Below are 22139 nucleotides of genomic sequence, written 5' to 3'. Positions count from 1 at the left end.
AACCCCGCGCCGCCAGGGCGTACACTGTTCGCGCGGCCTGTCACGACAGGTCGACTTCGCGTGTACGTGCACGTTCCCGCTCACGGAACCCACGGCGCCCGGCGGTCCCCGAGGAGTCATCCACGGGGTCCGGGCATCGGCACTGCACCAGGGTCGCCGGCCACCCGGCCGACGGCGACAAAACCGGCCAGCGCGTCCCGCGGGGCGCGCGCTACACAGAAGAGGTGCGAATCCGGCCATGGCCGTCGTCACCATGAAGCAGCTGCTCGATTCCGGCGTGCACTTCGGGCACCAGACCCGCCGCTGGAACCCGAAGATGAAGCGCTACATCCTCACCGAGCGCAACGGCATCTACATCATCGACCTGCAGCAGACGCTGAGCTACATCGACCGTGCGTACGAGTTCATCAAGGAGACCGTCGCGCACGGCGGCACCATCATGTTCGTCGGCACGAAGAAGCAGGCCCAGGAGGCGATCGCCCGCGAGGCGCAGCGCGTGGGCATGCCCTTCGTCAACCAGCGCTGGCTCGGCGGCATGCTGACCAACTTCCAGACCGTCCACAAGCGGCTGCTGCGCCTCAAGGAGCTCGAGGCCCAGGAGCAGACCGGCGGTTTCCAGGGCCTCACCAAGCGCGAGATCCTGACGCTGACCCGCGAGAAGGAGAAGCTGGAGCGCACCCTCGGCGGTATCCGCGACATGCAGAAGGTGCCCAGCGCCGTCTGGATCGTGGACACCAAGAAGGAGCACATCGCCGTCGGCGAGGCGCGCAAGCTGAACATCCCGGTCGTCGCGGTCCTGGACACCAACTGCGACCCGGACGAGGTCGACTACCCGATCCCGGGCAACGACGACGCGATCCGCTCGGCCGCGCTGCTCACCAAGGTGGTCGCCGAGGCCGCCGCCGCCGGCCTGATGGCCCGCTCCAGCCGCAACGGCTCCGCCGCCGCCGAGGGCCAGGACAAGCCCGAGCCGGGCGTGTCCGACGAGCCGCTCGCGGAGTGGGAGCAGGACCTGCTGAAGAACAGCGAGGCCCCGGCCGAGCAGACCACCGCCTCCTGAACCTTTCCGGCACGGCCGCGCCGGACCGGCGCGGCCCCCAAACTTTCCGAGAGGAACGGACACCGCACGATGGCGAACTACACCGCGGCGGACGTCAAGCGTCTCCGCGAGCTCACCGGCTCCGGCATGATGGACTGCAAGAAGGCGCTCGAGGAGAGCGGCGGCGACTTCGACAAGGCCGTTGAGTTCCTGCGCATCAAGGGCGCCAAGGACGTCGGCAAGCGCGCCGAGCGCGCCACCGCCGAGGGCCTCGTCGCCGGCGACGGCGGCGTGCTGGTCGAGATCAACTCCGAGACCGACTTCGTCGCCAAGAACGAGCAGTTCCAGGAGCTCGCCAACAAGATCGTCAAGGTCGCGCAGACGCTGAAGACCGACGACGTCGAGAAGCTGGCCGCGGCCGAGCTCGAGGGCGGCAAGTCCGTCGGCGACGCCGTGCAGGAGCTGGCCGCCAAGATCGGCGAGAAGCTGGTCCTGCGCCGCGTGGTGGCCTTCGACGGCCAGGTCGCGACGTACCTGCACCGCCGTGGCACCGACCTGCCCCCGGCGGTCGGCGTGCTGGTCGAGTACAACGGCGAGGGCGACGGCGCCGCCGAGGCGGCCCGCAACGCGGCGCTGCAGATCGCGGCCCTCAAGCCGAAGTACCTGACCCGCGAGGAGGTGCCCGCCGACCTGGTCGACAACGAGCGCCGCATCGCCGAGGAGACCGCCCGGGCCGAGGGCAAGCCCGAGCAGGCCCTGCCCAAGATCATCGAGGGCAAGGTCAACGCGTTCTACAAGGACACCGTGCTGCTGGAGCAGCCGTCGGTCCTCGACAACAAGAAGACCGTCAAGGCGCTGCTCGACGCGGCCGGCGTGACCGTGACCCGGTTCGCCCGGTTCGAGGTCGGCCAGCCGTAACACGACGGCAGTGACGTGAGGGTGCCCCGTCTCCGTGATCACGGGGACGGGGCACACTCGCGAAGGCAGGCTCCACGAGAGCACCCGAGCGGGCGGAGGCGGACATGGGCGAGGCGAAACGAGCCGACGGCGGTTACCGGCGGGTGCTGCTGAAACTGGGTGGCGAGATGTTCGGCGGGGGAGCGCTGGGCCTCGACCCCGACGTCGTCCACTCCGTGGCCGCGCAGATCGCGGACGTCGTCCGCACCGGTGTGCAGATGGCCGTCGTCATCGGCGGTGGCAACTACTTCCGCGGCGCCGAGCTGTCCCAGCGCGGCATGGACCGCGACCGCGCCGACTACATGGCCATGCTCGGCACGGTCATGAACTCCCTGGCGCTGCAGGACTTCCTGGAGAAGGAAGGCGTCCCCACGCGCGTGCAGACCGCCATCACGATGGGCCAGGTCGCCGAGCCCTACATCCCGCGACGAGCCGAGCGGCACCTCGAAAAGGGCCGTGTGGTGATCTTCGGCGCGGGCACCGGGATGCCCTACTTCTCCACCGACACCGCCGCCGCTCAGCGCTCGCTGGAGATCGGCTGCGAGGCCGTGCTCATGGCCAAGGCCGTCGACGGGGTCTTCACCGCGGACCCGAAGAGCGACCCGAGCGCGAAGATGTTCGACGAGATCAGCCACCGCGAGGTGCTCGAGCGCGGGCTCAAGGTCGCCGACGCCACCGCCTTCAGCCTCTGCATGGACAACAACATGCCCATCATCGTGTTCAACCTTCTCACCGAGGGGAACATCGCGAGGGCGGTGCGTGGTGAGAGGATCGGCACGTTGGTGAGCACCTCCGGGGCCGGGCCCAGCGCCTGACCCCGAACGGACCGGGAACAACAGCACACACAACGGGAGTAGCCGTGATCGACGAGACCCTCCTCGACGCCGAGGAGAAGATGGAAAAAGCGGTGTCCTTCGCCAAGGAGGATCTGTCGTCGGTGCGGACCGGCCGGGCCAACCCGGGCATGTTCGCCCGCATCATGGTGGAGGCGTACGGGTCGACGATGCCGCTGAACCAGGTGGCCGGCGTCAACATCCCCGAGGCCCGCATGGTGATCGTCAAGCCCTACGACCAGGGGCAGCTCGGCGCCATCGAGAAGGCCATCCGCGAGTCCGACCTGGGTGTCAACCCGTCCAACGACGGCCAGATCATCCGCATCACCATTCCGCAGCTCACCGAGGAGCGGCGCAAGGAGATGGTCAAGATGGTCAAGGCCAAGGGCGAGGACGCCAAGGTCCACATCCGCGGTGTGCGCCGCAAGTCCAAGGAAGAGCTCGACCGCATCGCCAAGGACGGCGAGGCCGGTGAGGACGAGGTCGCGCGCGCGGAGAAGGAACTGCAGCACCTGACCGACAACTACGTGGCGAAGGTCGACGAGCTCGTCAAACACAAGGAAGCCGAGCTGCTCGAGGTCTGAATGCCACAGGTGAGCGAAGAACGCGAGAAGGCCCCGGTGGCTTCTCCCGAGCCGGCTGAACCGGCCAAGAAAACGTCGCGGGCCGGTCGCAACCTCCCCGCGGCGATCGGTGTCGGGCTGGCACTGGGTGCGGCGATCCTCGTGTCGCTGCTCACCGTGCGGTACCTGTTCATCGGGATCATCGCGGCGGCGATCGCCGTCGGCACCTACGAGTTCGCCCAGGCGCTGCGGCGCGCCGCGAACATCCGCCTCGCGCTGGTCCCGCTGCTGCTCGGCGGTCAGGCCATGCTGTGGCTGTCCTGGCCGTTCGGGTACGAGGGCGCCCTGATCGCGTTCGCGCTCACCGTGCTGGCGTGCCTGCTCTGGCGGTTGCCCGGCGGACCGGTCGGCTACGTGCGCGACATCAGCGCGTCCGTGTTCACCGCCGCGTACCTGCCGTTGTTCGGCGCGTTCGCGGCGATGCTCGTCCCGCCGTCCGACGGGGTCGGCCGCGTGCTGGCGTTCCTGATCGGCGTCGTCGCGTCGGACACCGGCGGTTACATCGCCGGTGTCCTCAAGGGCAAGCACCCGATGGCGCCGTCGATCAGCCCGAAGAAGACGTGGGAGGGCTTCAGCGGCTCGCTCGTCGCGGGTGTCGTGGCGGGTTCGCTGACGCTGACGCTGCTGCTCGACGGGCAGGTCTGGCAGGGCGTGGTGTTCGGGGTCGCGATCGTGCTGACCGCGACCCTGGGCGACCTGGTCGAGTCGCTGATGAAGCGGGACCTCGGCATCAAGGACATGGGCACGCTGCTGCCCGGCCACGGCGGGCTGATGGACCGGCTCGACTCGCTCCTGCCCTCCGCCGTGGTGTCGTTCCTGCTGCTGTCGGCGTTCGTGAACTGATTGCGGTCAGCGGGACCACACGCCGAACCACTGCTCGGCACCGTACTCCTCGTACCGCTCCACCTCGGTGAACCCCAGCTTCACGGCGAGGCGCAGCGCGCGCTCGTTGGCCGTCTGGGTGGAGAGAACCACTGGTTCGCCGGGATGCGTCCCGGCGAACCAGCCGAGCGCCGCCGCGCACGCCTCGGCCGCGTAGCCCGAGCCCCACGCCCGCGGCAGGAACAGGTAGCCGAGCTCGGCTTCCCCGGCCTCCGCGCGGACGTGCCCCGGGCGCTCCGCGTCGCGCGGGTCGAGGGTGATCATCCCGATCATCGCGCCGTCGAGTTCGACCACGAACAGCCCCGGGCGCCGTCCGGGCACTTCGGGCACTGAGCGCTCCAGCTCGTCGCGCGGCCGAGACCCGCCGACGTAGGCGCCGACCTCCGGTGACGCGAACAGCTCGATGAACGCCGCCCGGTCCCGGGCGGCGGACTCGCGGAGGACGAGCCGCTCGGTCCGGATCGGGGCGGGTGGCCAGGCGTCGAACATGGCGGCGAACCTATCGCACGCCAGGGCGAGCGACGGCTCAGTCGTCGTAGGGGTCGTCCACCTCGGCGCGGCCCCAGCCCTCGCTCGTGCGGGAGTGGTCGATGATCGAGAACACCGCGCCGGCCGGATCGGCGAGGATCGCGATCCGGCCCCACGGTGTGTCGTAGGGCTCCACCAGCACGGTGCCGCCCAGCATCAGCGCGTGTCCCGCCGTCGCGTCGGTGCCGCGCGCCGGGTCGACGCCGAAGTACACCATCCAGTGCGGCGGCGCCTGCGGCGGGTACTCCGGGCCCATCACGTACCGGTACAGCACCGGTTGCTGTTCCAGCCGCCACTCCACGTAGTCGATGCCGCGGTTGTCCCCCACCTGCAGGCTCGTGTACGAGAAGAGCCGGGTGAAGAAGCCGTCCGCCGCCTCGCCGTCGCGCGTGTTCAGGTCGGCGCCGGAAAAGGTGTTCGGGAAGCCCGCCGCGAACGCCCAGTCCGCCGGCGGCTGCCACAGCACGAACGGCGCCCCGGAGGGCTCGATGCCGTGCAGGATGCAGCCCCGGTGCGGCAGCACGGTCGGTTCGAGCGTGACGACTCCGCCGAGCCGTTGCACCCAGTTCGCCGCCGCGTGCGCGTTCTGCACCGAAATGTTGATCATCCAGGCGCTCGCCTGGTCCGGCGCCGCCTGGTAGAGGCCGCCGACGGGCACACCATCCATCGTGCCGATCAGGTACCGGCCGGTGCGCGTCGCGGGATCGCGGCTGAGCAGGAAGGTCCAGCCGAACAGGCCTTCGTAGAACCGGTGGGAGGCCGCCTCGTCGACGCTGGCGAGCTCGACCCAGCACGGCACCCCGGAGGGCAGGACGGACGGGGCCGAAGATCCGAGGGACATACCGCCTCCGATCGGTGGGGAGGGCAGCAAGTCTATGCCGAACGCGAAGCGCTTTCCGGGCATCGTCTCGGATATCCTTGCGGTGTGTGGAAGATCGCCCGGCGTGGGCAGCGGACCACGTCCAGGGCGGACGTCCTGCCCAGCCCGAACATCTGGTACTACCCGGACACCTACGAGCTGGAGAACCGCGCGCAGGACGTCGAAGGCGACATCTGGCGGGTCCTCGCCGACGAATGTCCCTGGCAGGGCAAGGATGTGCTGGACGTCGGCTGTGGGGACGGTTTTCACCTGCCCCGCTTCGCCGAGTCCGCGCGGTCGGTGATCGGCGTCGAACCACACGAACCGTTGGTGCGCCGGGCGGAAAGCCGGGTCGCCGGGCTGTCCTCGGTGCGGGTGCTGCGTGGTTCCGCGCAGTCGATCCCGGTTCCCGACGCCAGTGCCGACATCGTGCACGCACGCACCGCGTACTTCTTCGGCCCCGGCTGCGAACCCGGTCTGCGCGAGGCGGATCGCGTGCTGCGCCCCGGGGGTGCGCTGGCGATCGTCGATCTGGACGTGTCCAGTGAGCCGTACGGCCGGTGGATGCGGGCGGATCTGCCCGACTACGACCCGGCGGCGGTCGACGCGTTCTTCGACGGCCAGGGTTTCCGCTGCCGTCGCGTGACGGCGAAGTGGCGGTTCGCCGACGCCGAAAGCCTCGCGGCGGTGCTGCGCATCGAGTTCAGCCCCGAGGTGGCCGACCGCGCGATCGAAGACGTCCTGCGGGACAACGGATCACGCGGCCGGCACGCTGCGGGCTTCACGGTGCCGGTGGGCTACCGCGTTCTCGTCCGCGACAAGCCCACCGGCCTCGTGCTGCCCGGTCACTCCTCGTCGTCCTCGTCGTCGGTGTCGATCTCGCCGAGCACGGCGTAGATCGACCGACGGGCCTCGTTGAGGATCTCCGCGGCACGCCGCTTCTGACCCGGCGTCCCGGCCTGGGACACCTGGACCGCGGCGGCGGCCAGCATCGCACCCGCCTTGCGCAGGTCGACCTCGTTGGGGTCGACGTCCGAGGCGATCTGCTCCCACGGCGGCTTCCCGTCCTGGTTCGCGGCCGCCTCGCGCCCGGCGTCGGTCAGCTCGAACAGGCGCTTGCCGCCGTCCTCGCGGGCCACCACCAGGCCTTCGTCGGCCAGCAGCTGCAGGGTCGGGTAGACCGAGCCGGGGCTCGGCCGCCAGAAACCGCCGCTGCGCTCGGCGATCTCACTGATGATCTCGTAACCGTGCCGCGGCTGCTCGGCCAGCAGGGCGAGGATGGCGGCGCGCACGTCGCCCCGCCGTCCTCGCCGCCCGCGGTGCGGGCCACGAGGGCCGCGCCCCCGGAACTCGCCACGCGGACCGCCCGGGCCCCAGCCCGGGGGGAACTCTCCGAAACCACCGCGGGCGAACGGGCCGAAGGCGGGCCGTCCGTGCGGCGGGGGGAAGTGTCCGTGTCTCATGTCGGTCTCCTTCCGTACTGTTCCGACATGCTCACGATATATCGGAAACAGTCGGAAGGCAAACCCGATGTCAGGTCACCGGGTTGTCGACCAGGATGACCTGCGGAGACGGGGCGGCGCAGGTGGCCCGGATCGTCTGGGTGCTGCCGTTGATCCGGAAGTCCGCGGCGGCGTCACCGAGCGAGATCCGCACGCTCTCCGCGCCCGGCGACGGGGTGAACGGGCCCGCGGTCAGCGTGCCCTGCTGCGGGAGCGAGATGACGATCTTCTGGTTCCGCACCAGCGTGGTCTGCGGGATGTCGATGCCGGCCGCGGCCACGTTCTGCACGGCAGGGGTGCCGCCCTCGACCACCAGGTTCTGCGTGGTCACCCGCCCGGACACGGTCCGCACGCCGGCGTCGAGCAGCGCGTTCACCGTGGCCGGCGGGATGGTGAGAGCCCCGGAGGCGTTCGTGAACGACAGCGAACCGCCCGCCTTGACCGACAGCGGGATGGTGCCGCCGACGGCGATGCCCACGTCGAGCGGCTGCCCGCCCAGCGTGCAGTGGTAGGGCGCGTTGATGATCCCGATCAGCGACTCGGCTGGCGGGACGGGGTAGTTCAGCGGCGCGCCGGTGATCTTCGATGGCGGCTGGCCCGCCGGCCCGCCGACGGCGATCGACAGCAGCGCGTTGCCCGCGGTCGGCGTGCAGTTGGCCTCGACGTTCAGGGTGAAGCCGGCCGCCGACTTCAGGGCGACGCGGGCGACGGCGTCGACGAACTGCAGCGTGACGATGCCCGAGCCGGGCGCGGTGAACGGGCCGACGTCGAAGGTGCCTTCGAGTGGCAGGCCGACCTTCAGCGGCCGGCCTGCCTGGATCGGGATGTCCTTGATCACCGCGGGCGGGTCGGCCACGTTGATCTGCGCGGGGGTCGCGTTCTGCGCGCCGATGTTCAGCGCGGAAATGGTCGCGTCGGCTTTGTCGATACCGGCGAACCCGGCCAGCGCGGTGAGCGCTTCCGGAAAGGTGATGCTGCCCGATCCCTGCGTCAGCCAGAATTCCTGGCCGGGCCCGAGTTGCGCGGCGACGGCGCCTTGCACGTCCACCGTGGTGCCGAGGTCGAGCACCTTGATGCCGCCGAAATCCGGCAGGCTGATGGCGCAGTTGATCGGCAGGCTGAACCGGCCGGTGTCCACGCCGATGTCGGGAACGTCCTGCACTGGCAAGGCGTTCGCGGTGCCGGTCAGCGCGAGGGTGAGCAGGGTCGCGGCGCCGGTGGCCAGTGCGGCCAGCCGTCGTCGCCAGCGGGTCGATGGCATGCGTTTCCTCCGGTTCTCGATGGTTTTGTCAGCTGGGTGACAATGCGGCGGAAATGTTTTTTCGCGGGCCGGCCGGCCGCGCCAAGAATCGCAGCGCGGGGAAATCCGGGCAATCGTCCGGCGGGAATTTGTGCCGCGCATTCGCGGATTTCCCCGCGGTTCGCGCACCCCGGCGCGGGTTCCCCTGGCGGCGGCGTGGGACAATGTGTGGTTGTGTCGACATTGCCGCTGCTCTTCGAGGCTCCCCGGCGCGGGATGCCGCCTCGCCACCTCGCCGACCTGACCGCCGCCGAACGCGCGGCGGCCGTCAGCGACCTCGGCGAGAAGCCGTTCCGCGCCAAGCAGCTGTCGAACCACTACTTCGCCCGCCTGACCGCCGACCCCGCCGCGATGACCGACATCCCGGCCGCGTCGCGGGAACGGCTGATGTCCGAGCTGATGCCGCCGCTGCTGACCGAGGTGCGCGCGGTGGCCTGTGACGACGGCGCGACGCGCAAGACGCTGTGGCGCGCGCACGACGGCACTCTGCTGGAGAGCGTCCTGATGCGTTACCCGGACCGGGCGACGCTGTGCATCTCCAGCCAGGCCGGCTGCGGCATGGCGTGCCCGTTCTGCGCGACCGGCCAGGCGGGGCTGACGCGGAACCTGTCGACCGCGGAGATCGTCGACCAGGTGCGCTCGGCCGCCGCGGTCATGCGGGACGGCCTGATGCCCGGCGGTCCCGGGCGGCTGTCGAACATCGTGTTCATGGGTATGGGCGAGCCGCTGGCGAACTACAAGCGCGTGCTGGCCGCCGTGCGCCGGATCACCGACCCGGCGCCGAACGGGCTGGGCATCTCGCAGCGATCGGTGACGGTGTCGACGGTCGGGCTGGCCCCGGCGATCCGGCGGCTGGCGGACGAGAAGATGCAGGTCCGGCTGGCGGTGTCGCTGCACACCCCGGATGACGAGCTGCGTGACACGCTGGTGCCGGTCAACAACCGGTGGCCGGTGGACGAGGTGCTGGAGGCGGCGCGGTACTACGCCGACTCGACGGGCCGGCGCGTGTCGATCGAGTACGCGCTGATCCGGGACGTGAACGACCAGCCGTGGCGGGCGGACCTGCTCGCGAAGCGGCTGCGCAAGCACCTGGGCCAGCTGGTGCACGTGAACCTGATCCCGCTGAACCCGACGCCCGGCTCGAAGTGGGACGCCTCACCGAAGCCGGTCGAGCGCGAGTTCGTGCGCCGCGTCAACGAGGGCGGGGTGGCGTGCACGGTGCGGGACACGCGGGGGCAGGAGATCGCCGCCGCGTGCGGGCAGCTGGCCGCCGAGGGCTGACCTCCCAGGCTCGGCCGCCTCTAATCTCGGCCCCATGCCGTTTCCGCGCGCTTCCCGGCGGCTCCTGACCGACGGGGCCGTCGCCGTGCTGTGCGTGGCGGTGTTCTGGCTTCCGCTCCCACCGGAGCACGGGCCTGCCGTCGTGCTCGTCCCGTTGCTCGTCGCCGGGGTCCTGCTGCGCTCGTGGTGGCCTGCGGTGGCGTTCGGCGTCGTCGCGACGGTGACTCTCGCGGGCGCGCTGCTCGGTTTCACGCCCGATCCGTTCGTCGCGGCGGCGTGGACGCTGTACCCGCTGGTGGTCCGGGCCGGCGGCGCCCGCTCCTCCCGGATCGCGCCGGTGACGCTCGCCGTGGTCGTGGCCGTCCTGCTCACGGCCGGATCGACGGCGTGGGACGACGTCCTGCGGTACGTCATGGTGAGCCTCCTGGTGCTGGCAGGCGCGTTCCGGCTCGGCGAGTCGGTCCGGCGGGAGCGCGCGGAAGCCGCGCGGCGCGCGGTGCTCGAAGAGCGGTTGCGGGTGGCGCGGGAAGTGCACGACGTGGTGTCGCATTCGCTGGGCACGATCGCGGTCACCGCCGGGGTCGCGGCCCACGTCGTCCCGCACGACGCCGCGAAGCTGACGAACCGGCTGACCCGCATCGAGCGGACGGCGAAGGACGCGCTGACCGACCTCCGGTCGGTGCTCGGCGCGGTCCGGGACAGCGACCGCCCCGCCGAACGCGCGCCCCAGCCAGGGATCGCCGACCTCGAAGCCCTGGCCGAACGGGTGCGTGGCACCGGCATCGAGGTGACCCTCACCGTGCGGAAGGCGGACGGCCTGCCCGCGAGCACGGGGCTGGCGGTGTACCGGATCGTGCAGGAAGGGCTGACGAACGCGGCCACGCACGCGCCGGGCTGCCGGTGCTCGGTGTCCGTCGCGGTGCGGGACGGCGAGGTCGTCGTGGAGGTGACCAACGGCGGTGGAAGCATGGGCGGCACGCGTCACGGCGGGGGAGGGTTCGGTCTGATCGGGTTGCGGGAGCGGGTGGAGTCGCTCGGCGGCGAACTGACGGCCACGCCGGCCGCGGACGGCGGTTTCACCCTGCGTGCCGTTCTGCCGGAGCCGCGCGGATGAGCGGCCGGATCCGTGTGCTCGTCGCCGAGGACGACGCCCTCCTGCGCGGCTCGCTGTGCGAACTGGTCACCGCCGACGCGGGGCTGGTGCTCGTGGGCGAGGCGGGCGACGGCGCCGCCGCGGTCGCCGCGGTGCGGCGGCTGCGTCCGGACGTGGTGCTGATGGACATCCGGATGCCGGTGCTGGACGGGCTGGCGGCCACCCGCGAGGTGTGCGCGTCCTCCTCGGCCCGGGTGCTGATCCTGACGACCTTCGACCTCGACGAGTACGTGTACGAGGCGCTGCGCGCGGGAGCCTCCGGGTTCCTGCTGAAGAACGCCGGCCCGCCGGAGATCCTCCGCGCGGTGCGGACGGTCCACGACGGGCACGCGATGCTGGCGCCCGAGGTGACCGGCCGGGTGATCGCGGAGTTCGCCCGGCGCCGCGAACAGCCGGAACGCGCCCGGTTCGACGAGCTGACCGAACGCGAGCGGGACGTCGTGGCGGCGATCGCCGAAGGCATGTCGAACGACGAGATCGCCGCCGCGTTGTTCCTGAGCCGCGCGACGGTGAAGACGTACCTCAGCCGTCTGTTCGACAAGCTCGGCGTGCGGGACCGGACGCAACTCGTCGTCCTCGCCTACGAAACCGGGTTCGTCGACTCGCTGCGCCGTTAGGTGTCAACCTTTGGCCGATGCCGCCCGGCCCGGCAGGCCACAGGCTGGCGGCATGATCGAAATATCGGGTCTGGTCAAGCGGCACGGGGCGAAGGTCGTGGTGCGCGAGGTCGGCTTCACCGCGAAGGCCGGTCAGGTCACCGGGTTGCTCGGCCCCAACGGCGCGGGCAAGTCGTCCACGCTGCGCATCCTCCTCGGCCTCGATTCGGCCGACGCGGGCACCGCGCTGATCGGCGGGAAGCCGTACCGGGCGCTGCGGAATCCGTTGCGAACGGTGGGCTCGCTGCTGGAGGGCAGCGGGGCGCACCGCTCGCGGACCGCGCGCGGCCACCTGGCGTGGGTGGCCACCAGCAACGGCATCCCGCGCAGGCGGATCGCCGAGGTGCTCGACCTCGTCGGGCTCGGTGACGCGGGGCGCAAGCGGGCCGGCGCGTTCTCCCTCGGCATGAACCAGCGGCTCGGGCTCGCCGCGGCGCTGCTCGGGGAACCGGACGTGCTGGTGCTGGACGAGCCGGTGAACGGCCTCGATCCGCACGGGATCCGGTGGCTGCGGGAGTTCCTGCGGTCGTACGCGGGAGAAGGCCGGACGGTGCTGCTGTCCAGCCACCTGATGAGCGAGCTGGCCAACACGGCCGACCACCTCGTGGTGATCAACCGCGGCACGGTCGTCCACAGTGGATCCGTGGTCGAGGTCTCCGCCGGTCACGCATCGCTGGAGGACGCCTTCTTCGCGCTGACCGGGGAGGGCCGATGACGTACCTGGGCGCCGAGTTCCGCAAGCTGGTGTCGTTGTGGCCGGCCCGGATCGCGGCCGGGATCTGCCTGGTCGCCGCTCCGGCGATCACCGGGCTGAACGCGAACACCATCCGGTCGCGGCTCGCCGAGGGGCATTCGCTCGGCGGCCGGAACCTCACCGAGCTGAGCATCGAGACCGGTGCCGTCGGCGCCGCCGCCGGGGTGCTGCTCGGTGTCGTCGCCATCAGCAGCGAGTACACCGCAGGCGCGGCCGACGCCGGTGGCGGGCGGCAGATCACGGTGAGCCTGACCAGCCAGCCCCGCCGCGGCCTGCTGTTCGCGGCGAAAGCGGTGGTGGTGGCGCTGGTGACGGCCGCGCTGACCGCCGCGTCAGTTGTGCTCGGGGTCGTCGTGGGACAGCCGTTGCTGGGTCCCCACGGCGTGCCGCCCGCGCAGGCGCTCGACGCGCTCGGCTGGCGGATCGGCGGCGTCGCCCTCTACTGCGCCTGCATGTCGCTGATCGCGCTCGCCGTCGCCACCGTGACGCGCGGCGGGGTGGTGCCGCTGGTCGTGCTCATCGCCAACACCACGGTGGTCTCGGTGTCGTTGCTGCTGGCCAAGGTCTTCCCGGCGGCGAAGTTCCTGCCCGACGCGGCCGGGGCGCAACTGTTCGTGCGGAACAGCCCCCTGACGGCGCCGCTGTCACCCACCGCAGGCGGTGTCGTGCTGGCCGGGTGGACCCTGCTCGCACTCGGGGTCGGCGCGGTGGTCTTCCGCCGGCGGGACGCCTGACGTGGCAGGCAGCAACGCGCTCCGCCACGTCGTCCTCGCCGAGCTGATCAAGCTGGCCACCCTGCGCGTGGTGCCCGGAACGGTCGCGCTCACCGTGGTCGTCACGCCCCCGCTCGGCCACCGCGCGGTCGAGTTCGGTCAGGCGGGGTTCCTGCTGCTCGGGGTCCTGTCCGCGGCCACCGAGTACGCCGGGGGTCAGATCCGCACCAGCCTGGCCGCCGTGCCGGACCGGCTCGTGCTGCTCACCGGGAAGGTGCTCGCCTACCTCGCCGTCGCCACCCCGGCCGCCGCGCTGACCGGCGCGCTGTCGCCCGGCGTGCCGGTGGTCGGAGCCACCGCGTACCTCGTCCTGATCGGCTTGCTCGCGCTCGCCGTCGGCCTCGCGGTGCGAAGTCTCGTCGGGGCGCTCGCGACGGTGGTGACACTGGTGTACGTGGTGTCCCCGCTGCTGCCCGCCGCCGCCTACCTGCCCGACCGGGCCGGGGCGGCGCTCTACCGGCCGGGTGCCCTGCCGCCCGCGCTGGGTGGACCGGTGCTGGCCGGGTGGCTCGTGGCCGCGCTCGCCGTGACCGGCTTCCTCTTCGCCCGGCGGGACACCTGAGCAGCAAAAAGGGGCCCCTCGCCGAGGGGCCCCTCATCATGTCCGGTGCGTCAGCGGCGCCAGGCCGTGCGCTTCTTCCTGATGTCCAGCAGCAGGCCGATCACGATGCCGGCCGCGATGCCGACCAGCCACACGTTCTCGGTGTTGTTCTCGTGGTTGTTGTAGATCATCGCCAGCAGCACGACGACCGTGACCCAGCCCGCGATGCGCGCGCCCTTCGGGAACCCGCCGTGCCAGCCCCACTCGGCCGACGGCTCGTCCCGCGGGTCCACCTTCGCCGGAGCGGCCTGCTGCCGCTTCTCGACCGCCTTGCTCGCCACGATCACTCCTCCAGGCCCTGCACGAACGTCCAACCGGATGATTCCACACCGCGACCCGCCCCGCGCCGATGACCCGCTCGGACGGGTTCGCGACAATGACCCCGATGAACGCACCCCGCACCGTGCTCGTGCTCGGCTCGACCGGCTCGATCGGCACCCAGGCCCTCGACGTCGCCGCCCGCAACCAGCACCTCTTCCGCATCTCGGGCCTCGCCGCGGGCGGGTCCGACCCGGCGCTGCTGGCGGCGCAGGCGCTGGCGCACGAAGTGGACGCCGTGGCCGTGACGAAGCCCACGGTCGTCGAGGACCTGCAGCTCGCGCTGTACGCCGAGGCGCAGAAGCGCGGCTACTCGCGGGGCGAGTTCAAGATGCCGCGCATCTTCGCCGGCCGCGACGCCGTCGTCCAGCTGATCGGCGCGGTCGGGGTCGACGTGGTGCTCAACGGCCTGCCCGGCTCCCAGGGCCTCGAACCGACGCTCAAGGCGCTCGAGACCGGCGCGACCCTCGCGCTGGCGAACAAGGAGTCGCTGATCGCGGGCGGGCCGCTCGTGCTCAAGCAGGCCAAGCCCGGCCAGCTGGTCCCGGTCGACTCCGAGCACTCGGCGATGGCGCAGGCCCTGCGCGGCGGCCGCGCCGAGGAGGTCGACCGGTTCGTGCTGACCGCCTCCGGCGGGCCCTTCCGCGGCCGCAAGCGCGCCGACCTGGCGAACGTCACGATCGACGACGCGCTGGCCCACCCCACCTGGGCGATGGGCCGCCTGATCACCATCAACTCGGCCACCCTGGTCAACAAGGGCCTGGAGCTGATCGAGGCGAGCCTGCTCTTCGGCGTCCCCTGCGACAAGATCGACGTGGTCGTCCACCCGCAGTCGATCGTGCACTCGATGATCACCTTCACCGACGGCTCGACGCTGGCCCAGGCCAGCCCGCCGGACATGCGCCTGCCCATCGCGCTGGCGCTGAACTGGCCGGACCGGGTGCCCGGCGCGGCCCCGGCCTGCCGCTGGGACCAGGCCGCGCGGTGGACGTTCGAGCCGCTGGACAACGAGGCCTTCCCGGCCGTGGAGCTGGCCCGGCACGTCGGGACCGTCGGCGGCTGCATGCCCGCGGTCTACAACGCGGCCAACGAGGTGTGCGTCGAGGCCTTCCTGACGCAGAACGCGGGCTTCACGGCGATTGTGGACACTGTTACCGAGGTGGTGGAGGCCGCCGACGAGTGGCGTCGCGAGCCGGGCGACGTCGCGGAGGTACTGGCGGCCGAGGAGTGGGCGCGAGCCCGGGCCGCCGAAATCATGACCGGAGGGAAGTAGCGGGTGGCCTACGTTTTCGGAGTCGTGCTGTTCGCGCTGGGCATCTGCGTGTCCGTCGCACTGCACGAGGCGGGTCACATGCTGACCGCCAAGGCGTTCGGCATGAAGGTCCGCCGCTACTTCGTCGGGTTCGGCCCGAAGGTGTTCTCCTTCCGCCGCGGCGAGACGGAGTACGGCCTGAAGTGGATCCCGCTCGGCGGGTTCTGCGACATCGCGGGCATGACCGCGCTGGACGAGGTGACGCCGGACGAGGCGCCGCGCGCGATGTGGCGCTTCAAGACCTGGAAGCGCACCGTCGTGATGGCCGCCGGGTCGGTCACGCACTTCATCCTCGGCTTCGTCGTGCTGTACCTGATGGCCGCCACGATGGGCCTGCCCAACGCGGTCGTCGGCAAGCCGCAGATCTCGTCCGTCTCCGAGTGCGTGCGCAGCGCGACCACCGACGAGGAGTACGCGAACCCGGTGTGCCGGCCCGGCGACGCCGCGCCCGCCAAGAACGGCGGCATCCAGCCCGGCGACGAGATCGTCTCGGTCAACGGCCAGCGCACCAAGACCTACGCCGACGTCACGGCCCTGATCCAGAACCTGTCCGGCCCCACCCGCTTCGAGGTCGACCGCAACGGCCAGATCGTGCCGCTGACCGTCGACGTCGTGCGCGTCGACCGCCCGGTCACCGACCCGGCCAACCCCAACGGCCCGGAGAAGATCGTCACCGTCGGCTCGATCGGCGTGACCTTCCCGAGCACGCTGGAGTACAACGCGATCACCGCGATCGGCGGCGCGGCGTCGTTCACCGGTGACATGTTCGTGCAGACCTGGCAGCGGCTGATCGAGTTCCCGGAACGCATCCCGGCGGTGGTGTCGTCGATCTTCGGCGGCGAGCGCGACCCGAACACGCCGGTCAGCGTGGTCGGCGCGAGCCGCATCGGCGGCGAGGCCGTCGAGGCCGGGCTGTGGTCGCTGTTCCTGCTGCTGCTGGCCAGCCTGAACTTCTTCGTCGGCGTGTTCAACCTGCTGCCGCTGCTGCCGCTGGACGGCGGGCACATCGCGATCGTCTGGTACGAACGCGTCCGCGACTGGATCCGCAAGCTGCGCGGCAAGGCCGCCGGTGGCCCGGTCGACTACTCGAAGCTGTCCGCGGTCACCGTGGTGCTGGTGCTGATCGGCGGCGCCGTAACCCTGCTCACCGTCACCGCCGACATCGTCAACCCGATCAGGCTGCAGTAACGCCAGGTCTTCGCAGGTCAGGGCCCCGCGCGGGGTAACTCACTCCGGCTGGTCACCACCGGGGCGGGCCCGGCCTGTGAGTAAGCTGGACAACGTCAGCAGCCCGTCTCACGCCGTAGAGGATTCGATGAGCGTCGAGCTTGGTATGCCCGCCCTCCCCGCCCCCGTGCTGTCCGAGCGCCGCAAGACGCGCCAGCTCATGGTGGGCAACGTCGGCGTCGGCAGTGAACACCCGATCTCGGTGCAGTCCATGACGACCACCCTGACCGCGGACGTGAACGCGACGCTGCAGCAGATCGCGCAGCTCACCGCGGCCGGCTGCGACATCGTGCGCGTGGCCTGCCCGTCCGCGGACGACGCCGAGGCGTTGCCCGCGATCGCGAAGAAGTCGCAGATCCCGGTCATCGCGGACATCCACTTCCAGCCCAAGTACGTGTTCGCCGCGATCGAGGCCGGCTGCGCCGCGGTGCGCGTGAACCCGGGCAACATCAAGAAGTTCGACGACAAGGTCAAGGAGATCGCCCAGGCGGCGAAGGACCACGGCACGCCCATCCGGATCGGGGTCAACGCCGGTTCGCTGGACCCGCGGCTGATGAAGAAGTACGGCAAGGCGACGCCGGAGGCGCTGGCCGAGTCGGCGTTGTGGGAGGCGTCGCTGTTCGCCGAGCACGACTTCCACGACATCAAGATCTCGGTCAAGCACAACGACCCGGTGATCATGGTCCGGGCGTACGAGATCCTCGCCGAGCAGTGCGACTACCCGCTGCACCTCGGCGTCACCGAGGCCGGCCCGGCGTTCCAGGGCACGATCAAGTCGGCGGTGGCGTTCGGCGCGCTGCTGCGGCAGGGCATCGGCGACACCATCCGCGTGTCGCTGTCCGCGCCGCCGGTCGAGGAGGTCAAGGTCGGCATCCAGATCCTGCAGTCGCTGAACCTGCGGCCGCGGAAGCTGGAGATCGTGTCGTGCCCGTCGTGCGGGCGGGCGCAGGTGGACGTCTACAAGCTGGCCGACGAGGTCACCGCGGGCCTGGAGGGCATGGAGGTCCCGCTGCGCGTCGCGGTGATGGGCTGCGTGGTGAACGGCCCCGGCGAGGCGCGCGAGGCCGACCTCGGCGTGGCGAGCGGCAACGGCAAGGGCCAGATCTTCGTCAAGGGCGAGGTCATCAAGACCGTGCCGGAGCACCAGATCGTCGAGACGCTGATCGAAGAGGCGATGCGGATCGCCGAGGAGGCGGGGGACGCGGAAGGAAGCGGTTCGCCCGTCGTCACGGTGAGCTAGCCTCCTGGCAGCGGGCCCCGGCAGAACGGGAGTGGGTCGATGAGCACCGCGTTCGCACGTCCCGAGACAGCCTGGAACCGAGCGCTGGACATCTGGCGCGAACTGCACGTGCCGGAGGGCTGGCGGCCGGAGCTCACCGCCGAGGGGATCTGCATGACCCCGCCACCCACCGGACAGCACAACCTGACCGCGAGCTCGGTGCACGACGCGCTCGCGTCGGCCGAGCTGGATGGTTGCGGCATTCTCCAGACGCTGGGTGTCGGTATCCGCGCGACCGGGAGCATCTACGTGCCGGATCTCTGCGTGGTGCCTCGCGACGCCGTTCCGGACAACTCTGATCCGGTCCCGGCGGAGAAAAAGAAGTGGGCCTACGCCCACGGCGGCATCCCGCAGTACCTGCTGATCGACGCCTACGACGAGGACGGTCCGGCGGTCTCGCTGTTCACCGAGCCGGTCCAGGGCGTCTCCAGCCGCACGGTGCGGGTCCCCTTCGGGCAGCCGGTCGAGGTCGGCGATCCGTTCGGGATCCGGCTGGAGACCACCGAGTTCTGAGCGATGGCCGCCGCCGAATGGGCTGTTCGCGCGCCGCACCCGCAGTTGCGGCCCGCGATCACGCGCTACATCGGCTACACGCAGCACGGCGTGACCCTCGGCACCCACCGCGGGCTGCCGTCCCGGCACGTCACCCTCGTCATCAGCCTCGCCGAGCCGATCCGCTTCACCGGCATGCCCCGCCCGGACCAGTCGCCCGGCCGCTTCACCGCCGCGGTCGGCGGCATGCACACCGCGCCCGCCCTCATCGCCCAGGACACCTTCCAGTCGGGCATCCACGTCGAGATCGACCCGCTCGCCGTGCCCGCCCTGTTCCACGTCTCCGCGGCCGACCTGTCCGGCTGCGTCGTCGACCTCGCCGAGCTGGGCCCGAAGCACCTCGCCGAACAGCTCGCGGAGGCGCCCACCTGGGCGGACCGCTTCGGCATCCTCGACGACGCCTTCCGCGGCGCCCTCGCCGACCGCCGGCCCGCCCGGGAGGTCGGCTGGGCGTGGCGCCGCCTCACCGCGGCAGGCGGGCTGATCCGCGTCGAGGACCTCGCCGCCGAGGTCGGCTGGAGCCGCCGCCACTTCGCCGAACGCTTCCGCCGCGAGCTGGGCCTGCCGCCCAAGCAGGCCGCCCGCGTGCTGCGCTTCGAACGCGCCATCAGCAGGCTCCGCGAGGCGCCCACGGACCTCGCCACCCTCGCCGTCGACTGCGGCTTCTACGACCAGGCCCACCTGTCCAACGAGTGGCGCGCACTGGCCGGGTGCACGCCCCGCACCTGGATCACCGAGGAGCTCCCGTTCCTCCAAGACCGCCACGCCGCCGCGGACGCAGACTCGCAGGCATGAGCGAAAACCCACCCACCGTCTGGCCCGCCTTCCGCTACGACGACGCGCACGCCGCGCTGACGTTCCTCACCGAGGTGTTCGGCTTCCGCGAGGCGCTCGTCGTGCCGGGGGAGGACGGGCAGATCACCCACGCCGAGCTGCGCTGGCCCGAGGGCGGCGGCGTCATGTTCGGCAGCACCAGCCACACCGAGGGCGTCCACGGCGACACGAAGCACGCCGGCTCCGCGTACGTGGTCACCGACCAGGTCGACGAGATCCACGACCGCGTGCGCCAGGCCGGCGCGGAGATCGTCGCGCCGCTCCACGACACCGACTACGGCTCCCACACGTTCACCGCCCGCGATCCGGAGGGCAACCTGTGGACCTTCGGGACCTACCGCGGGGCCCCTTGATCCCCCACGATTTCCCGATCCACCACTCCATCTGGCAATCTGGTGGATGTGTTGCGGCTTGCCGGTGCACGGCTGCTCAGTGATCGGGATCATCCCGTGGTCCGCGCCGTGCTCGCGGCGGACCCGGTGGCCAGTTGCATGGTCAGCGCGCGCGTCGAGGTGGCCGGTCTGGACCCCTGGCGCCTCGGCGGCGAGCTGTGGGCCGCCGACTACCGCGGCGCCCGCGGTGGCCGGCTGCCCGGACTGTGCTTCTCCGGCCCGAACCTGATCCCGTTGCGCGGCAACGCCGCGGCCCTGCGGTCCTTCGCCGACCGGGCCCTGCGCAAGCAGCGCGTGTGCTCCTCGCTGGTCGGCCCGGCCGAGCAGGTCCTCGGCCTGTGGGACGAGCTGGCGGGGGAGTGGGGCCCGGCTCGCGAGGTCCGCGAGGACCAGCCGCTGATGGCGATGGACGCCCAGCCCGCGGTGGAGCCGGACCCGCTGGTGCGCCCGGTGCGCCCGGACGAGCTGGAGCGGTACCTGCCTGCCGCGATCGCGATGTTCATCGAGGAGGTCGGCGTCGACCCGCGCGCCGGCGACGGTGGCGTGAGCTACCGCGCCCGCGTCGCGGAACTGATCTCCAGCGGCCGCGCCTTCGCCCGGTTCGAGAACGGCGAGGTCGTGTTCAAGGCCGAGATCGGCGCGATGTCCCGCAGCGTCGGCCAGATCCAGGGGGTCTGGGTGCGGCCGGACCGGCGCGGCCACGGGCTCGGCACGTCCGGCACGGCGGCCGTGGTGAGCCGGCTCGTCAACGGGCTCGGCCGCACCGCCAGCCTGTACGTGAACAGCTTCAACAGTCCCGCGCTCGCCGCGTACCGCCGCATCGGGTTCAGGCAGGTCGGCCGGTACGCGACCGTGCTGTTCTGACCGGGCTCACGGCCGCGCCGCCCGCGGGGGTCGTAGGGTGGAGTCATGTCCCAGCGTGCTCCGTTGACCCCTGGCGTCCAGACGCCGCGCCGCCCCGTGCCAGCCAGCATTCCGCGCCCCGAATACGTGGACAAGCCGGCGCCGAAGCGGGACACCGGCAACGGGGTGCGCACGCCCGAGGTCATCGAGGCCATGCGGGTGGCCGGCAAGATCGCGGCGCAGGCTCTGGAGGAGGGCGGCAAGGCCGTCAAGCCGGGCAACACCACCGACGACGTCGACAAGGTGGTGCACGAGTTCCTGCTCGACCACCACGCCTACCCGTCGACCCTGGGCTACCGCGGCTTCCCGAAGTCCTGCTGCACCTCGCTCAACGAGGTCATCTGCCACGGCATCCCGGACTCGACGGTGATCCAGGACGGCGACATCTGCAACATCGACGTCACCGCCTATATCGGCGGCGTGCACGGCGACACGAACGCCACGTTCTGCGCCGGTGACGTCTCGGAGGAGGTGCGGCTGCTGGTCGAGCGCACCCACGAGGCGACGATGCGCGCGATCAAGGCCGTGCGGCCGGGACGCCAGCTGAACGTGATCGGCCGCGTCATCGAGTCCTACGCCAAGCGCTTCGGCTACGGCGTGGTGCGGGACTTCACCGGCCACGGCGTCGGCCCGTCCTTCCACACCGCGCCGACCGTGCTGCACTACGAGGACCCGTCGGTGACCACGGTGATCGAGGAGGGCATGACCTTCACGATCGAGCCGATGATCACCCTGGGCTCCATCGACTACGACATCTGGGACGACGACTGGACGGTCACCACCAAGGACAAGAGCTGGACGGCCCAGTTCGAGCACACCCTGGTGGTGACCGCGACCGGCGCGGAGATCCTCACGCTTCCCTGATCAGGGAGTCCAGGAAACCCGCGGCCTCGGCCATCGCGCGCTCGGCGTCACGCGCCGCGATGGCCTCCAGCAGGCCGCGGTGGCCGATCGCCTCCGACTCCGGCAGGCGGGTGTCCGTCGTGGCCGCGACACTCGCGGTCACGGCCTCCAGGATGCCGCGGTAGAGCTCGGTGAGCAGCTCGTTGTGGGCGGCGCGCACGACAGCGAGGTGGAACTCGGTGTCGGCGCGCACGTACGTCTCGATCTCCTCGACGCGGTAGGCCGCGTCACGCCGGTCCAGCAGTTCGGTGATGGCCGCCAGCTCCTCTTCGGTGCGGACGGTCGCCGCCAGCCGCGCCGCCTCGACTTCCAGCGCCCGCCGCACGCCGAGCACCTCGCGCAGCTCCGAGCCGCAGAGCCGGCGGATCGCGCCGGACACCTCACTGGTCGCGCGCACGTAGGTGCCGTCGCCCTGGCGCACCTCCAGCAGGCCGCTGTGCGCGAGCGCGCGCACGGCTTCGCGGACCGTGTTGCGTCCCACACCGAGGCTCTCGGCGAGCGCCGCCTCAGTGGGTATCCGTTGCCCGATCGGCCATTCGCCCTGCGCGATGGCGTCCCTGAGCTGCCCGATCACCTGGTCGACGAGACCGGTCCGGCGGGTCGTGGCGAGTGGCACGGGGATATCCCTTCACCCGATCATCCTACGTTTGTCATACTAGCCTCTGTGACGGTCAATGA

At 71.2% G+C, this 22139-nt stretch carries 26 protein-coding genes; 20 read left to right on the top strand and 6 right to left on the bottom strand.

Annotation, left to right across the window (positions count from 1 at the left end; translation table 11 throughout):
* Nucleotides 1–238 precede the first annotated feature (238 nt).
* The 5 genes from rpsB to ABZ215_RS11245 all read left to right on the top strand — a co-directional run bounded on the left by rpsB (nucleotide 239) and on the right by ABZ215_RS11245 (nucleotide 4295).
* Nucleotides 239–1060 carry a 30S ribosomal protein S2 gene (rpsB, locus tag ABZ215_RS11265; protein ID WP_017987592.1) on the top strand — a complete coding sequence of 274 codons (822 nt, stop codon included), beginning with the start codon at nucleotides 239–241 and terminating at the stop codon, nucleotides 1058–1060.
* Between the two features lie 69 nt (nucleotides 1061–1129).
* Nucleotides 1130–1957: a translation elongation factor Ts gene (gene tsf, locus ABZ215_RS11260; RefSeq protein WP_017987593.1), complete on the top strand. Its 828-nt coding sequence runs from the start codon at nucleotides 1130–1132 to the stop codon at nucleotides 1955–1957.
* 104 nt (nucleotides 1958–2061) lie between these two features.
* The gene (gene pyrH / locus ABZ215_RS11255) at nucleotides 2062–2811 is read left to right on the top strand and encodes a UMP kinase (RefSeq protein ID WP_017987594.1); all 750 of its coding nucleotides are present in this window, start codon (nucleotides 2062–2064) and stop codon (nucleotides 2809–2811) included.
* Between the two features lie 44 nt (nucleotides 2812–2855).
* Nucleotides 2856–3413, top strand: coding sequence for a ribosome recycling factor (frr, locus tag ABZ215_RS11250; protein ID WP_017987595.1), 558 nt, complete (start codon nucleotides 2856–2858; stop codon nucleotides 3411–3413).
* A complete protein-coding gene (locus ABZ215_RS11245) occupies nucleotides 3414–4295 on the top strand; it encodes a phosphatidate cytidylyltransferase (protein ID WP_020418163.1) in 882 nt (293 codons plus the stop codon).
* A gap of 6 nt (nucleotides 4296–4301) precedes the next feature.
* On the opposite strand, the gene ABZ215_RS11240 is transcribed toward ABZ215_RS11245, so the two are convergent.
* Together ABZ215_RS11240 and ABZ215_RS11235 are read right to left on the bottom strand one after the other, a co-directional pair.
* A complete protein-coding gene (locus ABZ215_RS11240) occupies nucleotides 4302–4823 on the bottom strand; it encodes a GNAT family N-acetyltransferase (RefSeq protein WP_354949416.1) in 522 nt (173 codons plus the stop codon).
* A 37-nt stretch (nucleotides 4824–4860) separates the two neighbouring features.
* Complete coding sequence (locus ABZ215_RS11235) at nucleotides 4861–5703, bottom strand: VOC family protein (protein ID WP_027935885.1); 843 nt, start codon at nucleotides 5701–5703, stop codon at nucleotides 4861–4863.
* An 84-nt stretch (nucleotides 5704–5787) separates the two neighbouring features.
* Here ABZ215_RS11235 and ABZ215_RS11230 point away from each other — a divergent pair, with 84 nt between their 5' ends.
* Entirely contained in the window at nucleotides 5788–6618 is an 831-nt protein-coding gene (locus ABZ215_RS11230) for a class I SAM-dependent methyltransferase (RefSeq protein ID WP_237336315.1), read from the top strand.
* On the opposite strand, the gene ABZ215_RS11225 is transcribed toward ABZ215_RS11230, so the two are convergent.
* Complete coding sequence (locus ABZ215_RS11225) at nucleotides 6567–7013, bottom strand: PadR family transcriptional regulator (RefSeq protein WP_017987599.1); 447 nt, start codon at nucleotides 7011–7013, stop codon at nucleotides 6567–6569. The genes ABZ215_RS11230 and ABZ215_RS11225 overlap by 52 nt on opposite strands.
* Nucleotides 7014–7254: 241 nt before the next feature.
* Nucleotides 7255–8484 carry a DUF6801 domain-containing protein gene (locus tag ABZ215_RS11220; RefSeq protein ID WP_020418167.1) on the bottom strand — a complete coding sequence of 410 codons (1230 nt, stop codon included), beginning with the start codon at nucleotides 8482–8484 and terminating at the stop codon, nucleotides 7255–7257.
* Between the two features lie 213 nt (nucleotides 8485–8697).
* On the opposite strand from ABZ215_RS11220, the gene rlmN reads away from it, so the two are divergent.
* From rlmN to ABZ215_RS11190, 6 genes are read left to right on the top strand one after another with little or no spacing between them, the layout of a single operon-like run.
* Nucleotides 8698–9804 (top strand): 23S rRNA (adenine(2503)-C(2))-methyltransferase RlmN, encoded by a 1107-nt coding sequence (gene rlmN / locus ABZ215_RS11215; RefSeq protein WP_354949415.1) that lies wholly within the window; start codon nucleotides 8698–8700, stop codon nucleotides 9802–9804.
* A 34-nt stretch (nucleotides 9805–9838) separates the two neighbouring features.
* Complete coding sequence (locus tag ABZ215_RS11210) at nucleotides 9839–10918, top strand: histidine kinase (protein ID WP_354949414.1); 1080 nt, start codon at nucleotides 9839–9841, stop codon at nucleotides 10916–10918.
* Nucleotides 10915–11574 (top strand): response regulator transcription factor, encoded by a 660-nt coding sequence (locus ABZ215_RS11205; protein WP_354949413.1) that lies wholly within the window; start codon nucleotides 10915–10917, stop codon nucleotides 11572–11574. The genes ABZ215_RS11210 and ABZ215_RS11205 overlap by 4 nt, the downstream gene beginning before the upstream one ends.
* A 52-nt stretch (nucleotides 11575–11626) precedes the next feature.
* Complete coding sequence (locus tag ABZ215_RS11200) at nucleotides 11627–12328, top strand: ATP-binding cassette domain-containing protein (RefSeq protein ID WP_354949412.1); 702 nt, start codon at nucleotides 11627–11629, stop codon at nucleotides 12326–12328.
* Complete coding sequence (locus tag ABZ215_RS11195) at nucleotides 12325–13101, top strand: ABC transporter permease (protein ID WP_354949411.1); 777 nt, start codon at nucleotides 12325–12327, stop codon at nucleotides 13099–13101. The genes ABZ215_RS11200 and ABZ215_RS11195 overlap by 4 nt, the downstream gene beginning before the upstream one ends.
* 1 nt (nucleotide 13102) lies before the next feature.
* Entirely contained in the window at nucleotides 13103–13702 is a 600-nt protein-coding gene (locus ABZ215_RS11190; protein WP_354949410.1) for a hypothetical protein, read from the top strand.
* Nucleotides 13703–13752: 50 nt separating this feature from the next.
* Here the strand turns inward: ABZ215_RS11190 and ABZ215_RS11185 are convergent, their stop codons facing one another.
* Nucleotides 13753–14028, bottom strand: coding sequence for a DUF2631 domain-containing protein (locus ABZ215_RS11185; protein WP_020418174.1), 276 nt, complete (start codon nucleotides 14026–14028; stop codon nucleotides 13753–13755).
* Between the two features lie 98 nt (nucleotides 14029–14126).
* Between ABZ215_RS11185 and dxr the strand changes: the two genes are divergently transcribed.
* The 8 genes from dxr (at nucleotide 14127) to map (ending at nucleotide 21422) form a co-directional block, all read left to right on the top strand.
* Nucleotides 14127–15332 (top strand): 1-deoxy-D-xylulose-5-phosphate reductoisomerase, encoded by a 1206-nt coding sequence (dxr, locus tag ABZ215_RS11180; protein WP_354949409.1) that lies wholly within the window; start codon nucleotides 14127–14129, stop codon nucleotides 15330–15332.
* Between the two features lie 3 nt (nucleotides 15333–15335).
* A complete protein-coding gene (locus ABZ215_RS11175; protein ID WP_354949408.1) occupies nucleotides 15336–16559 on the top strand; it encodes a site-2 protease family protein in 1224 nt (407 codons plus the stop codon).
* Nucleotides 16560–16686: 127 nt separating this feature from the next.
* Nucleotides 16687–17838: a flavodoxin-dependent (E)-4-hydroxy-3-methylbut-2-enyl-diphosphate synthase gene (gene ispG, locus ABZ215_RS11170; protein ID WP_027935889.1), complete on the top strand. Its 1152-nt coding sequence runs from the start codon at nucleotides 16687–16689 to the stop codon at nucleotides 17836–17838.
* Nucleotides 17839–17877: 39 nt separating this feature from the next.
* Nucleotides 17878–18390, top strand: a complete 513-nt coding sequence (locus ABZ215_RS11165) for a Uma2 family endonuclease (RefSeq protein ID WP_354949407.1) — start codon at nucleotides 17878–17880, stop codon at nucleotides 18388–18390.
* Nucleotides 18391–18393: 3 nt separating this feature from the next.
* Entirely contained in the window at nucleotides 18394–19224 is an 831-nt protein-coding gene (locus ABZ215_RS11160) for an AraC family transcriptional regulator (protein ID WP_354949406.1), read from the top strand.
* Complete coding sequence (locus ABZ215_RS11155) at nucleotides 19221–19616, top strand: VOC family protein (protein WP_020418180.1); 396 nt, start codon at nucleotides 19221–19223, stop codon at nucleotides 19614–19616. The genes ABZ215_RS11160 and ABZ215_RS11155 overlap by 4 nt, the downstream gene beginning before the upstream one ends.
* A gap of 48 nt (nucleotides 19617–19664) precedes the next feature.
* On the top strand, nucleotides 19665–20519 hold the full coding sequence (locus tag ABZ215_RS11150; protein WP_027935890.1) for a GNAT family N-acetyltransferase: 855 nt from the start codon (nucleotides 19665–19667) through the stop codon (nucleotides 20517–20519).
* 45 nt (nucleotides 20520–20564) lie between these two features.
* Nucleotides 20565–21422, top strand: coding sequence for a type I methionyl aminopeptidase (gene map, locus ABZ215_RS11145; protein ID WP_237336305.1), 858 nt, complete (start codon nucleotides 20565–20567; stop codon nucleotides 21420–21422).
* Here the strand turns inward: map and ABZ215_RS11140 are convergent.
* Complete coding sequence (locus tag ABZ215_RS11140) at nucleotides 21409–22077, bottom strand: FadR/GntR family transcriptional regulator (RefSeq protein WP_020418183.1); 669 nt, start codon at nucleotides 22075–22077, stop codon at nucleotides 21409–21411. The two genes, map and ABZ215_RS11140, sit on opposite strands and share 14 nt — an antisense overlap.
* Nucleotides 22078–22139 lie beyond the last annotated feature (62 nt).

The sequence above is a fragment of the Amycolatopsis sp. NPDC006131 genome (assembly GCF_040614175.1).
Lineage (GTDB): Bacteria > Actinomycetota > Actinomycetes > Mycobacteriales > Pseudonocardiaceae > Amycolatopsis_E > Amycolatopsis_E tucumanensis.
Note: the sequence above shows the minus strand (reverse complement) of the source record. Positions and strands in the feature narration are given on the sequence as shown.

What these genes read in the sequence shown, in the direction of transcription:
- ABZ215_RS11235 (WP_027935885.1), bottom strand. Translation starts at nt 5,703, where the DNA reads ATGTCCCTCGGATCTTCGGCCCCGTCCGTCCTGCCCTCCGGGGTGCCG.
- ABZ215_RS11200 (WP_354949412.1), top strand. Translation starts at nt 11,627, where the DNA reads ATGATCGAAATATCGGGTCTGGTCAAGCGGCACGGGGCGAAGGTCGTG.
- ABZ215_RS11155 (WP_020418180.1), top strand. Translation starts at nt 19,221, where the DNA reads ATGAGCGAAAACCCACCCACCGTCTGGCCCGCCTTCCGCTACGACGAC.
- ABZ215_RS11195 (WP_354949411.1), top strand. Translation starts at nt 12,325, where the DNA reads ATGACGTACCTGGGCGCCGAGTTCCGCAAGCTGGTGTCGTTGTGGCCG.
- tsf (WP_017987593.1), top strand. Translation starts at nt 1,130, where the DNA reads ATGGCGAACTACACCGCGGCGGACGTCAAGCGTCTCCGCGAGCTCACC.
- dxr (WP_354949409.1), top strand. Translation starts at nt 14,127, where the DNA reads ATGAACGCACCCCGCACCGTGCTCGTGCTCGGCTCGACCGGCTCGATC.
- map (WP_237336305.1), top strand. Translation starts at nt 20,565, where the DNA reads ATGTCCCAGCGTGCTCCGTTGACCCCTGGCGTCCAGACGCCGCGCCGC.
- rpsB (WP_017987592.1), top strand. Translation starts at nt 239, where the DNA reads ATGGCCGTCGTCACCATGAAGCAGCTGCTCGATTCCGGCGTGCACTTC.
- ABZ215_RS11220 (WP_020418167.1), bottom strand. Translation starts at nt 8,484, where the DNA reads ATGCCATCGACCCGCTGGCGACGACGGCTGGCCGCACTGGCCACCGGC.
- ispG (WP_027935889.1), top strand. Translation starts at nt 16,687, where the DNA reads ATGAGCGTCGAGCTTGGTATGCCCGCCCTCCCCGCCCCCGTGCTGTCC.
- ABZ215_RS11165 (WP_354949407.1), top strand. Translation starts at nt 17,878, where the DNA reads ATGAGCACCGCGTTCGCACGTCCCGAGACAGCCTGGAACCGAGCGCTG.
- ABZ215_RS11210 (WP_354949414.1), top strand. Translation starts at nt 9,839, where the DNA reads ATGCCGTTTCCGCGCGCTTCCCGGCGGCTCCTGACCGACGGGGCCGTC.
- ABZ215_RS11240 (WP_354949416.1), bottom strand. Translation starts at nt 4,823, where the DNA reads ATGTTCGACGCCTGGCCACCCGCCCCGATCCGGACCGAGCGGCTCGTC.
- ABZ215_RS11160 (WP_354949406.1), top strand. Translation starts at nt 18,394, where the DNA reads ATGGCCGCCGCCGAATGGGCTGTTCGCGCGCCGCACCCGCAGTTGCGG.
- pyrH (WP_017987594.1), top strand. Translation starts at nt 2,062, where the DNA reads ATGGGCGAGGCGAAACGAGCCGACGGCGGTTACCGGCGGGTGCTGCTG.
- ABZ215_RS11245 (WP_020418163.1), top strand. Translation starts at nt 3,414, where the DNA reads ATGCCACAGGTGAGCGAAGAACGCGAGAAGGCCCCGGTGGCTTCTCCC.
- ABZ215_RS11205 (WP_354949413.1), top strand. Translation starts at nt 10,915, where the DNA reads ATGAGCGGCCGGATCCGTGTGCTCGTCGCCGAGGACGACGCCCTCCTG.